The following is a 13,923-nucleotide window of genomic DNA, read 5'->3' on the forward strand; positions in this document are numbered from 1 at the left end:
CGATCGCATCACGTGGCCGATGGCGGTGCGCGCAGCAGGCCGCCGATTTCCTGTCGGAGGATCTGGTTTTCCTGCCGGACGAGCAGATGCCGGACCTTGCCGCGAAACGTCCTGAATTCGGGATCGGCCATCAGCACCGCGCGACGCCGGGCACGATCGTCCAGCGAATCGAACGCCCACAGATAGACGAGCTGGTTCAGCGGTCCGATCTCCGTCGCGAAACACCCGACCATCGTGCCGAGCGCGTGCTCCTGCGGCACGCGACCGCATTCCGCGTACAGCCGCAGATACTCGGCGACGCCGCCCGGCACCAGCGTGTACGTGCGTTGCTCAACAAACATGCGCGCTCTCCCGTTGTCGCGCCGCAAACGCCCGGAACGCCGCGGTCACGCCCGCCATGCCGGCGGCATCCGTCTGCGCCGCCACGTAGCGGTCCGGACGGACGACGACGAGCGACCCCGCGTGCCTGTCGAACCATTCGGCCATCGCGTTGTCGACGTCCTCGACGCACTCGCTGCCGTGCGCGCTCGCGATGCGCTGCTCGCGGCACGTTCCGCTGCGCGAACGGACGATCTGCACGAATTTCGCGCCCAGCGCGGCCCAGAACGCGCGATCTTCGTCGCTCAGGCACGCCTGTGGATCGCATCGCCAGCCGATGATCGAAAACCACGGGCCGAGCACGTCGTCGAGCTTGCGACGGGCGCCGTCGGCCGTTTCGACGTCGGGCTGGACGATCATGCGCCCGACGGCGTCCGACGCGCCGGTGACCACGATCCCGTGCGTATAGCTCGGCATCGGCTTGAAGCGCATCTGCAGCACGTAATCCTTCAGGCCGGGCGCATGGCGCGCGAGCCCGAGGAACCGGTCGCGCAGGAACGCGACCAGACGGCTGGTCGGCATCAGCATCGCGCCGAAGGTGTCCGCGAGATCGATCATCGCCTTCGCGTGATCGCGGCGCTCCGATTCGTACGTCGAGATCACGCTCCGGTGCAACGTGCCGTTCACGACCCCCGCGAGCTTCCATGCGAGATTGCCCACGTCGCGCAGCCCCGCGTTCAGCCCCTGGCCGATCCACGGCGGGCTCAGGTGCGCGGCGTCGCCGATGAGCGCCACGCGTCCGGCGACGAAACGTTCGGCCACGCGAGAGTGATGCGTGTAGGTGCGCGCACGCACGATCTCGATGCGATCGACGTCGTCGACGTACGGTTCGATCAGCGCGCGGATCGACTCCGGTTGCGCGATCGCCGCTTCGTCCTCGTGCGGAAACACGAGAAATTCCCAGCGTCGGTAGTTGAACGGCAGATAGATGCAGACGTTCGGGCGTCGCGGGTCGCAGTTCAGCGCGGTGCACGGCTGGTCGAGCTGCGCGTTCTTCACGTCGACCACGACCCATTTGATCGGATGCGTCGTACCGGCCAGCCTGATGCCGAGCATCTCGCGCACGGGGCTGCGTCCGCCGTCGGCCGCCACCACGTAGTCGGCATCGAGTTCGTATTGCCGCCCGTCGGCGGCACGCACCTGAAGCGTCACGCCTTCGTCGTCCTGCTCCAGGCCGACCACCTCTTCGCCCGTGCGCAGGGACACGTGCGGATAGCGCGCCAGTGCGTCGCGCAGCGTACGCTCGGCCAGGTGCTGCATGAAGATGTTGCGTCGCCACCAGCCGAACTCGCGTATCGACGGACGGATGTCGGCGAAACATTCGCCGTTCGCCTTGAACATGCGCAGCGGCACGTTCTGGATGATGTCGCGGCTCAGCTCGTCGGCCAGACCGGCCGTCTGAAACAGCCGCAGCGCCTCGTCGTCGATGCCGACCGCACGCGGGAACTCGACGATCCGCGCCTCGCGTTCGACGACGATCGTATCGACGCCATACAGGCCGAGCAGGTTGGCCATGGCCGCACCATTCGGCCCCGCGCCGACGATGGCGACCGAGGTCCGGTTCCGGTTGTTCGCTTTCATTCGCCCGCGCCTCCCGCGCGCCATGCGGCGTCGTCGAGACGATCGAGCCAGGTGCGCAGCGCGTGATTGAATGCGTCGGGCCGATCGTCGTGCACGTAATGCGTCGCGCCGGGTATGTCGATCCGTTCGATTTCCGCATTGGCGGCCGCCATTTCGGCCGCCACGTCCGCGGACAGGAAATCCGAGTCGCCGCCGCGCAACAACAACGTGGGCACGTGCAGATTGAGGATCAGCGGCCAAAGATGGACGAGTTGCGCCGGTGTCGCGGCCAGCCGGGCCGCCGCGATCCCTTGCGCGTCGTGCCGCCATACGATCCGGCCGCGCGCGTCCGCCTTCAGCGAGTGTGCGAGGCGCGAGTCGAGCGCGGATTCCGCGACGTTCGGCCGCTGGCGTCGCCAGAACGCGCGCGCGTCGTCCCACGACGCGAACGCGTCCGGCGTGTCCCGCAGCTCGCGCTTGATGCGCTCGGAACCCGGCGATCCGGCCGACGCACCGGGACCCATGTCCTCGATCACGAGACCGGCGAGCCGCTCCGGTCGTGCCGCCGCGTAGACGAACGCGTTGGCCCCGCCCATCGAGTGCCCGGCCAGCACGAACCGTCTCAGGTCGAGCGCCCGCACCAGCGCGTCGAGATCGCGCACGTAGGCCGCCGCGTAGTAGTCCCGCCGAGGATCCCAGTCGCTCAGCCCGCGCCCGCGCTGATCGAGCGCGACGACCCGGTAGCGGTCGACCAGCGCATCGGCGACGCTCGCCCAGGTATGCGCGTAACTGCGCAAGCCGTGCAGCATCACCACGGCCGGCGCATCGTCGCGCCCCCAGCTCACGTAGTGCAGCCGCAATCCATCGTTGTCGATCCATCCATCCCTGGCGGATGCCGCGTTCATCATGTGCTCCCCGGCCGGCATGCGCGATCAGACCAGACCGTCGCGACCGACGATCTCGCTCGCCTTCAGGCCGCCGAGCCGCGCATGCAGCCGGCCGCGCGTCGCGAACGCGAAGATCACCAGCACTTCGTCGTCGTTGGGCGCATCGGGAAACAGGCACGTCACCGTGTCGTAGTGCGAGCGCACGTAGAGCGCATCCTTGTGCGCGAGCGGCACGTCGATCACCGTATTGATCGGGCCGCGCTTGCCGCTCGACGGCACCCACGCTTTCCCGCCGCCCAATGCCGCCCGGATCGGCTCGGCGAAGATCGACGTGAGGAACGCGTTGCCGTGTTCGTATTCGCCGGCCGAGCCGACCAGGCAGGCCTTGCCGTAGCTCTCGATCGCGCGGCCGGCGGCGAGCGATTCGATGCGTCGCGCGAATTCCTTGCCGAGCGCGGGCGACGGGCGCACGAGATCGTCGAGGTTTTCGCTGAATCGCCCCGCGTACGGGTTGTGAACGGCCGCGGCGATCACGATCTTGCGCAGCGGCTCGCCATCCGCGAGCTGGCCGGTTTCGTTCGCGAGCGAATCCTCGATCTGCGTGTACCACTTGCGGATATGAAAGCCTTCGAAATTGGCGGTCTTGCTCATCAGTATTCCTTTATAAAACGTCGATGATGCGGATTGAGACGCGGCGCTTCAGTCGAACAGCGGTTCGAGCTGGAACGGATCGCTCGGCGCGTTGTATCGATGCAGCACGCGCTTGCCCTCTTCGTCGTCCGTGACGGTCTCGCAGAAGAATTCGAGCCGGTTGCCGTCGGGGTCCGTGAAATACACGCCGATCCCGACCTTGTGATCGGTGATCTTGACGATCGGCACGCCGCGGCGAAGCAGCATCCCGTACAGGCGACGCAATTCGGTCAGCCCGCCGGCGATCTCGAGGCCGTAGTGCTGCAGGCCGATCGTGCCGAGCTCCGCATCGGACGCCGCGCGAATCAGCGCGATGTCGTGGTGCTTCTGGCCGAACGACATGAACACCCACTGCTCGCCGCGCGCGGTTTCCGTCATGCCGAGCACCTCGGCGTACCACGTGCTCGAACGGTCGGGGTCGCGCACGAACAGCGACAGGTGCGTGCGCTGCACGCGCGGCGTCGGCAGCGGCAGGCCGCTCGCGTTCGCGCGCTCGGCGTGTTGCCGGATATCGGACGGTGTCATCGTTCGCTCCGCTCAGTGGGTCGACTGCGCGTGGGCGGCCAGCGGCGCCTCGAACGGCGTCCACGCCACCGCCGTGATCTCGCTGAAATCGCGCCATTCCTTGATCCAGTTCCGGCCGCCGTCGCTCGAACGGAACAGGTGCCCATACTTGGTGCCCGCATAGACGAGCGCCGGCCGGGCCGCATGCACGCCGAACGCCCAGAACGTGGAGTTCGGCGGCGTGTGCAGGTCCGTCTCGCGCCACGCGTGGCCGCGATCGGCCGAGCGGTAGATTCGGCTGCGGGTGCCCGGCGTGCCGTCGCCGATCGCCATCAGCAGGTCGCCGTCCGGCTCCGGCAGTTGTACGACGGTGCGCGTGTAGTACAGCCCGTCGAAGCGGTCGCGCGACAGCTTGCCGTCCCAGGTCCGGCCGTCGTCCTCGCTCACGTACACGGCGTTGACCGTCAGCAGCACCGTGGTCTTCGGCCGGTCTTGCGCGGCGGGCAGCACGGCGATCGCGTGAATGTCGCTGTTGCGGATCGCGCTGCCGGGGCCGTCCACGCGCGCCCAGCTCGCACCGGCATCCCGGCTGCGCCACGCGCCGCCCTCCTCCACGCCGTACCAGACGTTGTTGCTGTCGTCCGGATCCACGCAGATCGTCAGCAGCCGCGGACGGTTGACGCCCGAGCAAAACTCCGGCAGCTCGGGGGCCGTTCTCGCCCAGGTCAAACCCGCGTCGCTCGACTTGTAAAGCGCGGCACGCGACGGCGCGCCGGTGCCGGCATAGAGCACCGCCGGGTTCGCCGGATCGATCGCGATGGACCAGACCGTCTGCCCGTTCAGCAGGTTGTCCGGCCGAAACCAGTGCGCGCCGCCATCCTCGCTGATGCACAGCCCCGAATCGGCGCCGGCATAGACGCGCGACGGCGTCGCGGGATCCACCGCGAGCGAGCGCACGATGCCGTCGAACTCGATCGGTTCGGCGAGCCCGAGGCGATGCCAGGTCTTGCCGTCGTCGTTCGAGCGCAGGATGCCTTGCCCCGCGGTGGCGACCAGTACGGTTGCGGTCATGAAATGCTCCTCGTGTCAGAGAAAAATGCCGCGGGTGAGCCCGCCGTCGCAGCCGATCGATTCGCCGGTGATCGAGCCGGACTTCGGCGACGCGAGAAACGCGACGATCCACCCCATTTCTTCCGGCTGCAGCACGCGGCGGATCGGCGTGACCTTCACGTAGTTGGCCTCGACCTCCGCGGCCGTGAGCCCCTGCTTGCGCGCCTCCGTCTCGTAGAGCTCGTGGATGTGCGGCGTTTCGACGACGCCCGGGTGAATCGTGTTGACCGTGATGCCGAACGGGCCGAGCTGGTCGGACAGCGTCTTGGTCAGATGCACGATCGCCACGTTGCGCATGCCCGACAGTTGCTTGCTGCCGCGGCCGGTCAGGCCGCCGATATTGACGATCCGGCCGAAGCCGTTGCGCCGCATGTACGGCGCGGCCGCCTTCGCGCAACGCAGGTAGCCGACCACCTTGATATCGATGTCCTGCAGCAACCCTTGCGGATCGGCATGCTCCAGCTCCGCCCGCACGAGCCCGCCCGGGTGCGCCGCGCCGTTCAGCAGGATGTCGAGCCGGCCGAAGCGCTCGACGCTCGCTGCCATCGCCGCTTCGACCGACGCCATGTCGGTCGTGTCCACCGTGACGGGCACGATGGCGCCGGCCGCGCTGCCCAGCGGCGCGAGCGCCGCGCGAATCTCGGCGGCCGCGACTTCGAGGTGTTCGATGCGTCGCGCGGCGATCGCGACGTTGACGCCTTCGCGCGCCAGTTCGAGCGCGACGGCCTTGCCGATGCCCATGCTGCCGCCGGTGATGAACGCGGCTTTTCCGTGCAGTTGCAGATCCATGTCGATGAAAGGTGAGAGTCGGGATTGAGGAAACGAGCGCGTGACGCGATCAGGACAACTGCATTTCGACGAGCGTCGGCCCGTCGGTGCGCGCGAGCGCGCCGTCGAGCGCCTGCACCAGCGCATGCGTGTCGCTCACGCGTTGGGCCGGCACGCCATAGCCGCGCGACAGCGCGAGCCAGTCGATCGGCGGATCGTCCAGCAGCGTCAGGCGGCTGGCGTGCGGCGTGTCGGCCGGCAGGCCGCTGCGCGCGAGCTCGGTCTGCAGGATGCCGTAGCGCCGGTTCGATGCGATCAGCATCACGATCGGCAAACGCTCGCGCGCCATCGTCCACAGCGACTGGATCGTGTACTGCGCACTGCCGTCGGACTGCAGCGCGAACACGCGGCGCGCCGGGCACGCGACGGCGGCGCCGAGCGCCACCGGCAGCCCCTGGCCGATCGCGCCGCCCGTGTTCGTGAGAATGGTGTGGCGGCGCGCGCGTGCCGACGCGGTCACGAACGGGTAGCCGCACGTGCCACCCTCGATCGACACGATCGCATCGTCGGGCAGTGCATTCGCGAGCACGCGGCCGACGGCCTGAGGTGTGAGCGGCCCGTCCTCCACGCGCCAGCGCTCGACGCGCACGCCATCGTCATTCGTTGCCGCCGCGCCGATGCGATCGGCCAGCGCCTCCAGCGCGTCGTCCGCCGCGTCGCCCGGCGCCGCCAGCGTCACGATGTCCTCCGGCCGCGCGAGTTCGCCCGGAATGCCTTCGTAGCCGAAGTAAGTGACGGGCGCGAGCGCGCCGGCCAGCACCACGCGCCGGCCGGCCAGCGCCGCGAGCGCCGGCTCGGGGAAATACGGCAGGCGGTCGATGTCCGGCAGGCCGCCGCCGCGCTCCGCCCGAGCGGGAAACGTCTCGCTGAAGCAGGTCGCACCGGTTGCCGCCGCGATGCGCGCCGCCGCACGCTGGCCGCGCGCGGACAGCGCGCGGGCGCCCATCAGCAGGACGGCGCGATGGCCGCCGAGCAGCAGATCGGCAACCTGTTCGACGCGAGCGGCATCGAACGACACCGCGGCCGGGCGCACGACGGCGGGCCACGCGGCGCCGCGCACCCTGGCCGACTGGAGATCGACGGGCAGCACGAGCGTCGCGACGCCGCGCCGCGCGCCCATCGCGGCCGAAATCGCGTCGGCCGTATCCGTCGCGAGATCCGCGTCGCGCGCCACGCTGCGATACCACACGGACACCGGACGGGCGAGCGATTCGATGTCGGACGTCAGCGGCGCGTCGTACTTCAGATGCTCGCGCGTGTGATCGCCGACGATGTTCAGGATCGGCGTGCGGGCGCGGCGCGCATTGTGCAGGTTGGCAATGCCGTTGGCGTGGCCGGGCCCGAGGTGCAGCAGCGTCATCGCGGGCTTGCCGGCCATGCGGCCATAGCCGTCCGCGGCGCCGGTGCACACGCCCTCGAACAGCCCGAGGATCGAGCGCATGCCCGCCACGGTGTCGAGCGCACCGACGAACGGCATCTCGGTCGTGCCGGGATTGGCGAAACAGACGTCGACGCCGGCATCGCGCGCCGTGGTGAGCACGACGCTCGCCCCGCTTGTTGCTTCGATATCGCTGTTCAACGCTGGAATGTTCATGCGGCTGCTCGACGGGTTTGGCTGAAGTGTTTTTACTGTAATCCCGAATTACGGGATTTGTCAAACAATCCAGTTTCAATTTCGCACTCCATCGAGGCCAGCGTTTACCCGGAATCACATCGTTCAATTCTGGAAGTAACAAGACAGGCGAACTGTTCAGCCTCCATCAGCCAACAATTTATTTCCCACAATTCGGAATTTAACGAAATCGACACATCAGATCGATCGCGTCCGTGGGGCGCGCCGTTTTGCTTCCCTCACTCAATCTCAAAATTACGATTGCAAATGCCTCTCATTTGCATTAAATTGCCGCGCGAATGTACTGTTTGGAACACAGATGTCGGCGCAAGGCCGCCCGCCGTGCCCGAACGCGAAGCACATCAAAAGGGAGGAGTATGAGCAGGAGGAACTGGGCGGCCGCACCGATGGCCATCGTCGTCGGCACGGCCGGCATGGGCGCCGCCGACGCGCAGGAAACGGCGCTGCCGACCATCGAGGTGTCCGCGCAACGCGCGACGGCGCCGTTCCGCACGCGCGAATCGACGAGCGCGACGCGCAGCGAGGCGGACGTGATGGAGATTCCGTTCGCGGTCAGCAGCGTCGATACGAAGCTGATCCAGACCGTGGCCGCGACGCGCGGCGACGATCTTTACGACTGGGTCGCGGGCGTCTCGCGCCAGAACAACTTCGGCGGCCTGTGGGACAACTACGCGGTGCGCGGCTTCGCCGGCGACGGCAACACGTCCGGCACCGACTACCTGGTCAACGGCTTTTCGTGGAATCGCGGCATGAGCGTGCCGCGCGACACCGTGAACCTCGAGCGCATGGAAGTGCTCAAGGGGCCGGCGTCCGCACTGTATGGCCGAGGCGATCCGGGCGGGATCATCAGCTATACGACGAAGCAGCCGCAGTTCGCCCGCGCGAACACCATCGGCGTGTCGGCCGGCAGCTACGGCGCATTGCGCCAGACGCTCGATTCGACCGGCCCCGTCACGAAGTCGCTGGCGTACCGCTTCGTCGCGATGAACGAGAACAACGGCAGCTTTCGCGACACGGTGTCAAGCAAACGCTACCTGTTCTCGCCGTCGTTCACCTGGGACATCGGCGCGGACACGACGGTGCACTACGAGTTCGAGAGCGCGCGTCAGCGCGCGCCGCTCGATCGCGGCGTGCTGGCGGTCAACGGGCAGCTCGGCGTGATCCCCGCGTCGCGCTTTCTCGGCGAGCCGCGCGACGGCGACTACGACGTGCGCAACACGGGCCACCAGTTCACGCTCGAGCATCGCATCGATTCGGCCTGGTCGATCAACGCAGGCGTCGCGCAACGCAATACCGACCTGTCCGGGCGCTCGTCCGAGGCGTTCGCATTGCAGCCGGACGGCCGCACGCTGTGGCGCCGCTACCGGCAAGTCGCGTTTCATTCGAACGACCTGCAAGGCCGCCTCGAGACGACCGGCTCGTTCCGCACGGGCGGCATCGGCCATACGCTCGTGATGGGCGTCGACGCGTACCGCTTCAACTACGACCAGTTCGTCACGCGCTCCACGCCGAGCGCCGCCGCACCGTATGCGATCGACATCTTCGATCCGGTCTACGGCCAGCCCGCGCCCACGCCGCGCACCGCGACCAACCTGCTCGAGCGCGACGACGGTCAAGGCGTCTACGCGCAGGACACGCTCGCGTTCGGGCCGCACTGGAAAATCCTCGCCGGCCTGCGCTGGGATCGCTTCCACCAGTCGATCGACAACCGCCTGAAGGGCGTGACGACGAGCCAGTTGCAGACCGCGCTGAGCCCGCGTCTCGGCGTCGTGTACGAAATGACCCCGGCGTTGTCGCTGTATGCGAACACCGCGTATTCGTTCCGGCCGAACAACGGCGCCGACGTCGGCGGCCGCGCGTTCGATCCCGAAAAGGGCCGCGGCTACGAAGCCGGCGCGAAATGGGCGGGCGCTCGCTCGCTCACGACCGTCGCGGCGTTCTACGTCACCAAGCGCAACGTGCTCACCGCCGATCCGGCGAATGCCGGCTTCTCGCGCGCGGCCGGCGAAGTACGCAGCCGCGGCATCGAATTCGAATGGAGCGGCGACCTCGGTCACGGCTTGCGCGGCATCGCCAATCTCGCGTACGTCGACGCGGAGGTCACGCGCGACACCGTGCTCGCGCCCGGTTCGCGCCTCGTCGACGTACCGCGGCTGAGCGGCAGCGCGCTGCTGATGTACGAGACGACCCTGCCGTTCGCGGACAAGGCCGGCGCCGGCGCCGGCGTGATCTACGTCGGGCGCCGCGCCGGCAACACGGCCAACACGCAGGACGGCTTCGAGCTGCCGGCCTACGCGACCGTGCAGCTCAACGGCTATCTTCAGGTCAACAAGCACCTGCGTGCGTCGGTCGTGCTGAACAACCTGTTCAATCGCACCACGTACGTCAGCTCGTACAACAGCCTGTGGGTCACGCCGGGCGCGCCGCGCAGCCTGTTCGCGTCGCTCGCCTACTCGTTCTAGCACCGCCAGGACGGCTGACGCGACGCGCATCGCGCGTCAGCCGCCGACCACGAATCGCGCGCCCAGCGCGAGCAGCAACGCAGGCGGCATCACGCACGCGCCGATCGCGAGAAATGCGCGGAAACCGACCTGCAACCCTTCGCGCCGGATCGCCGCCAGCCACAGGATCGTCGCGAGCGATCCGGTGACCGACAGGTTCGGGCCGAGATCCACGCCGATCAGAATCGCGTCGATCACCGTTTGCGGGCTGTGCGCGGCCTGGATCGTCGAGCTTGCAATCAGCCCGGCAGGCAGATTGTTGACCCCGTTCGACACGAGCGCGACCGCGACGCCGGCCGCGGCGGAGGCAATGTGCTCGCCGCTTTGCATCAACGCGTGCAGCAGCCCCGCCAGTACGCGCACCGCGCCGGTCCGGTCGAGCGTCTCGACGACGACGAACAACCCCGCGACGAGCAGCAGCACGCTCCATGAAATCGCGCGAACGATCGGCACGCCGGCCGCGCGATCCCGTATCAGCACGCACGCGACCGTGACGACACCCGCGAGCGCGGTCGGCAACCCGAGCGGGCGATCGAGGACCGACACCGCCATCAGCGCGACGGCCGTTGCGGCGATGCCCACGAGCGCGATGCGCCCGCCGCCCGTCAGCGGCTGCACCGGCAGCCCGGATTCGCAGTGGCCGGCAAGCGCCCGTCGCTGCACGATCCTCAGCATCACGAACGTACAGGCGATCGACGCGACGGACGGCGCCGCGAAATGCGCGAGCCATACGCCGAGCGCCGGCATGTGCGCGCCGTACAGCACCAGGTTCGCCGGATTCGAAATCGGCAAAACGAAACTCGCGGCATTGGCGACGAGCGCGCAGCTGTACAGCAGCGGCATCGGGTCGGCCTTCGCGCGGCGCGCGGCGGCAAGAACCGCGGGCGTCAGCACGACGGCGGTCGCATCGTTCGACAGGAACACCGTGGTGACGACACCGACCCCGTAGATCAGCGCGAACAATCGCCGCGGCGAGCCCTGCGCGAGATTGACGACGCGCGTCGCGACCCAGTCGAACAGCCCTTCGCGACGGGCCGCCTCGGACAACAGCATCATGCCCGTCAGGAACAGGTAGACGTCGCCCCCTTTCGCGACGGCGTCCAGCGCCTGCGCGACGGGCAACAGGTTCAACACGACCAGCAGCAGCGCGCCGCTCACGGCCCACGTGGCCTCGGGCCAACCGAACGGACGCGTGATGACGCCCGCGGTGGCGAGCGCGGAAATCAGCCAGGCAAGCGAAACGGGATTCATGGGCAAGTCGACACAGGCATGGAAATCGAAATCGCTTTCACGATGATGTCGCCGATAGATCGGCGGGCTTGCCGCACACGCCGCTCAGCGATCGCGCATGACCGAGCCACAGCGCGAGCGAGCCCGTCGACACGGCGCCCAGTACGACGAACGCGGCCGGATAGCCGAAGTGCTGCGCGAGCACGCCGCCGAGCACGGGGCTGAGCGCCGCGCCGATCCCCTGCGCGGTCGCGACGGCGCCCTGCCCGGCGTTCACGCGGCCGGAGCCATGCAGCAGACGAACGACGAGCGCGGGCACGACCACGCTTTGCAGGCCGGCGCCGATGCCGTCGAGCATCTGCACCGGCCATACACCCGCTTCGCTCATCCACGCCGCGGCGACCGCCCCGCGCACCGGCAGCACGAGGTACGAGAACAGCAGCACGCGCCAGTAACCGTGCGCGCGAATCAGCCGGGGCGCGAGCCAGGCCGCCGCGATCATCACGCACTGCGCGATGACGATGGTCTGCGCGGTGAACGCGCTCGCGTTGCTGCGATGCGTGACGACGACGCCCATCCCGTAGAGCGGCAGCATCGCGGCGTTGCCGAGATGAAACAGCGCGAGCGACGCGCCGAGCAGTACCAGCGGCCGGTTTTCGGCGAGCGTGCGCAGGCCGCCGACGCGCGACGTCGACGCCGCGTCCAACGCATGCGGATGCGCAGCATCCGTTCCCGGTGCGCGGCCATCAGGCTCGAGACCACGTGCGCAAGCATGATCGATTGCCTGCCCGGGAATCGCCAACGTGCTCGCGATCGCAAGGACCGTGAACACGCCGACGAGCGCGAACACCGCGTCGAATCCGACATGCCAGCCGAGCCACCCGGCGAGCGCCGCGCCGGCGACGTTGCCGGCATGGTTCGCCATCTGGTTGCGCCCGAACTGCCGATCGAAACCCTGCCGACGCACGATGCCGAGCGTCACGCCCGCGACTGCGGGCGCGAGCACCGCGCCGCCGACCGCCGCCAGGATCTGCGACGCCGCCACCGCCGGATAGCCGCGCACGAACATCAGCGCCAGCGACGCGAGTGCCGTCGCCGCGGTCGCCGCGACGATCAGCGCCCGCTTCGCACGCACCGCGTCGACGAGCGCGCCGGCCAGCGGCGTCGCGGCCATCGCGGCGAGCCCCGCCAGCGTCATGACCGAGCCGATCGCATCGGCGCCCCAGCCGCGCGACAGCAGGATGACGCCGATGAACGGGCCGATGCCGGCCTGCACGTCGGCCACGAAGAAGTTGAGCGCCTCGAGCGCGCGTGCCGGTCTCACGGTCGCCGCACCGTCATGCGACATCCGCATCGACGAGCTCGGCAATGTCGCTCACGTCGAGCGTCGCGCCGTGCGGCGTGACGACGCCGTGCCCCCACGCCTGCACATGGATGCCGGCCTGCAGGTAGTCGTGCAATGCTTGCGCCGCATGCGGCGGCACCCGCAACGCGACGCCGCTCGTCAGCAACGCGCCGTTCAACTCGCCTTTCGGGCCGTACAGCCCGAACGCGACTTCTCCGCTGAATTCCATCGGCCGTCGAACCGGTCGCGGCGGCTTCGGGACAGCGTGCTCGGGCCCGGCGTCGACGATGTCGACGCCGCCACGCCCGGTCAGTTGCACGGCCGCGATCATCGCCGCGCGACGCGGCTTGACGCCCCGCACGCGGATGCGGTCGCCGACCGCGACATGGCGCACCAGTTCGCGGCCCAGATGCGGCGGCACGTGAACCTGCAGGTCGCCGTTCAGGATCAGGCCGTCGATTTCTCCGTGCGGATCGAGCAGGAACTGCGTGACGCGGCCGCGCGTTTCGGGCAGGCAGGCGGGATCGATCCAGTGCATGACAGGACTCCTTTCGATGGATTGCGGAACGGCGCCGCGCATTTCAGCGCGCGACATCGTCATAGAGATTCACGACATGGCCCGGCGCGCCGAACGCCGTGGCCTGCAGCGCTTCGCCGTATGCGTTGCGCGTGCCGTAGCCGACCGCGGCCACGCGCTCGCCGGGCGCGAGCAGCGCGCCGAATTGCCGGGCGGCCGGCACGGTCAGCTTGACGATCGCGCCGCCATCGAGCATCACGCCGTCCGGCTCGCCGCGCGGCGCGTGCGTCACGCGGCGCACGACGCCGGACACGCTCAGGCGCGCGAGGTTGACGCCGCGCAGCATGGCAGGCACGGGCGCGACGGGCGCGGGCGGCTGACCGGACAGCGACGCGCCGGTGCCGTCGTTGCGGACCACGCGTGCATGGATTTCATCGTCGAAGCGCCGTTCGCCGGCCACCGTGACACGCTCGCCCGACCGCACGAGCGCAGCCAGTTGCGAACCGAGATGCGGCGGCAGACGGACGAGCGTGCCGTCGGTCAGCACGAAGCCGTCGACGGCCCCTTCCGGATTGATCGTCAGGCGCGACAGCGTGCCGGAAACCAGCGCATCCGATCCGGTGTCGTTGCCGGGCCCGACGGGCAAAAGCGCACGCGGCCCGGACGGAGGCGGAGGTGGAGGCGGCATGGCGCCCGCCGGATCTTGCGCGCGCGGTGCCGGCGGCACCTGTGCCACGCTG

General features: G+C 68.9%; 13 protein-coding genes. 1 reads left to right on the plus strand and 12 read right to left on the minus strand.

Annotated features, from left to right (window positions below):
* Positions 1-8: 8 nt before the first annotated feature.
* From WS64_RS17055 to WS64_RS17090, 8 genes are read right to left on the minus strand one after another with little or no spacing between them, the layout of a single operon-like run.
* Positions 9-341 carry an NIPSNAP family protein gene (locus tag WS64_RS17055; RefSeq protein WP_060967076.1) on the minus strand — a complete coding sequence of 111 codons (333 nt, stop codon included), beginning with the start codon at positions 339-341 and terminating at the stop codon, positions 9-11.
* Positions 331-1,959: a bifunctional 3-(3-hydroxy-phenyl)propionate/3-hydroxycinnamic acid hydroxylase gene (locus WS64_RS17060; protein ID WP_060967470.1), complete on the minus strand. Its 1,629-nt coding sequence runs from the start codon at positions 1,957-1,959 to the stop codon at positions 331-333. Before WS64_RS17060 ends, WS64_RS17055 begins: the two co-directional genes overlap by 11 nt.
* Complete coding sequence (locus tag WS64_RS17065) at positions 1,956-2,843, minus strand: alpha/beta fold hydrolase (RefSeq protein WP_179231827.1); 888 nt, start codon at positions 2,841-2,843, stop codon at positions 1,956-1,958. The genes WS64_RS17060 and WS64_RS17065 overlap by 4 nt, the downstream gene beginning before the upstream one ends.
* Positions 2,844-2,870: 27 nt before the next feature.
* Positions 2,871-3,476: an amino acid synthesis family protein gene (locus WS64_RS17070; RefSeq protein ID WP_059577779.1), complete on the minus strand. Its 606-nt coding sequence runs from the start codon at positions 3,474-3,476 to the stop codon at positions 2,871-2,873.
* A 48-nt stretch (positions 3,477-3,524) separates the two neighbouring features.
* Positions 3,525-4,040 (minus strand): VOC family protein, encoded by a 516-nt coding sequence (locus WS64_RS17075; protein WP_060967077.1) that lies wholly within the window; start codon positions 4,038-4,040, stop codon positions 3,525-3,527.
* A gap of 12 nt (positions 4,041-4,052) precedes the next feature.
* On the minus strand, positions 4,053-5,090 hold the full coding sequence (locus tag WS64_RS17080) for a WD40/YVTN/BNR-like repeat-containing protein (RefSeq protein ID WP_060967078.1): 1,038 nt from the start codon (positions 5,088-5,090) through the stop codon (positions 4,053-4,055).
* 15 nt (positions 5,091-5,105) lie between these two features.
* Positions 5,106-5,918 carry an SDR family NAD(P)-dependent oxidoreductase gene (locus WS64_RS17085; RefSeq protein ID WP_059577770.1) on the minus strand — a complete coding sequence of 271 codons (813 nt, stop codon included), beginning with the start codon at positions 5,916-5,918 and terminating at the stop codon, positions 5,106-5,108.
* A gap of 49 nt (positions 5,919-5,967) precedes the next feature.
* Positions 5,968-7,551 carry an acetolactate synthase large subunit gene (locus tag WS64_RS17090; protein WP_060967079.1) on the minus strand — a complete coding sequence of 528 codons (1,584 nt, stop codon included), beginning with the start codon at positions 7,549-7,551 and terminating at the stop codon, positions 5,968-5,970.
* Between the two features lie 395 nt (positions 7,552-7,946).
* Between WS64_RS17090 and WS64_RS17095 the strand changes: the two genes are divergently transcribed.
* Positions 7,947-10,052 (plus strand): TonB-dependent siderophore receptor, encoded by a 2,106-nt coding sequence (locus tag WS64_RS17095; protein ID WP_060967080.1) that lies wholly within the window; start codon positions 7,947-7,949, stop codon positions 10,050-10,052.
* Positions 10,053-10,088: 36 nt separating this feature from the next.
* Here WS64_RS17095 and WS64_RS17100 read toward each other — a convergent pair whose 3' ends face one another.
* From WS64_RS17100 to WS64_RS17115, 4 genes are read right to left on the minus strand one after another with little or no spacing between them, the layout of a single operon-like run.
* Positions 10,089-11,342, minus strand: a complete 1,254-nt coding sequence (locus WS64_RS17100; RefSeq protein WP_060967081.1) for an arsenic transporter — start codon at positions 11,340-11,342, stop codon at positions 10,089-10,091.
* Between the two features lie 37 nt (positions 11,343-11,379).
* Positions 11,380-12,645, minus strand: a complete 1,266-nt coding sequence (locus tag WS64_RS17105) for an MFS transporter (RefSeq protein ID WP_060967471.1) — start codon at positions 12,643-12,645, stop codon at positions 11,380-11,382.
* Positions 12,646-12,658: 13 nt separating this feature from the next.
* Positions 12,659-13,204 (minus strand): hypothetical protein, encoded by a 546-nt coding sequence (locus WS64_RS17110; RefSeq protein WP_060967082.1) that lies wholly within the window; start codon positions 13,202-13,204, stop codon positions 12,659-12,661.
* A 43-nt stretch (positions 13,205-13,247) separates the two neighbouring features.
* A complete protein-coding gene (locus tag WS64_RS17115) occupies positions 13,248-13,829 on the minus strand; it encodes a hypothetical protein (RefSeq protein WP_244166608.1) in 582 nt (193 codons plus the stop codon).
* Positions 13,830-13,923 lie beyond the last annotated feature (94 nt).

The sequence above is a fragment of the Burkholderia anthina genome (assembly GCF_001547525.1).
Taxonomy (GTDB): Bacteria; Pseudomonadota; Gammaproteobacteria; order Burkholderiales; family Burkholderiaceae; genus Burkholderia; species Burkholderia semiarida.

Excerpts from the sequence above, each read along its gene's own strand:
- WS64_RS17100 (WP_060967081.1), bottom strand. The coding sequence starts at position 11,342 with ATGAATCCCGTTTCGCTTGCCTGGCTGATTTCCGCGCTCGCCACCGCG.
- WS64_RS17095 (WP_060967080.1), top strand. The coding sequence starts at position 7,947 with ATGAGCAGGAGGAACTGGGCGGCCGCACCGATGGCCATCGTCGTCGGC.
- WS64_RS17075 (WP_060967077.1), bottom strand. The coding sequence starts at position 4,040 with ATGACACCGTCCGATATCCGGCAACACGCCGAGCGCGCGAACGCGAGC.
- WS64_RS17070 (WP_059577779.1), bottom strand. The coding sequence starts at position 3,476 with ATGAGCAAGACCGCCAATTTCGAAGGCTTTCATATCCGCAAGTGGTAC.
- WS64_RS17110 (WP_060967082.1), bottom strand. The coding sequence starts at position 13,204 with ATGCACTGGATCGATCCCGCCTGCCTGCCCGAAACGCGCGGCCGCGTC.
- WS64_RS17055 (WP_060967076.1), bottom strand. The coding sequence starts at position 341 with ATGTTTGTTGAGCAACGCACGTACACGCTGGTGCCGGGCGGCGTCGCC.
- WS64_RS17085 (WP_059577770.1), bottom strand. The coding sequence starts at position 5,918 with ATGGATCTGCAACTGCACGGAAAAGCCGCGTTCATCACCGGCGGCAGC.
- WS64_RS17065 (WP_179231827.1), bottom strand. The coding sequence starts at position 2,843 with ATGAACGCGGCATCCGCCAGGGATGGATGGATCGACAACGATGGATTG.
- WS64_RS17060 (WP_060967470.1), bottom strand. The coding sequence starts at position 1,959 with ATGAAAGCGAACAACCGGAACCGGACCTCGGTCGCCATCGTCGGCGCG.
- WS64_RS17090 (WP_060967079.1), bottom strand. The coding sequence starts at position 7,551 with ATGAACATTCCAGCGTTGAACAGCGATATCGAAGCAACAAGCGGGGCG.
- WS64_RS17080 (WP_060967078.1), bottom strand. The coding sequence starts at position 5,090 with ATGACCGCAACCGTACTGGTCGCCACCGCGGGGCAAGGCATCCTGCGC.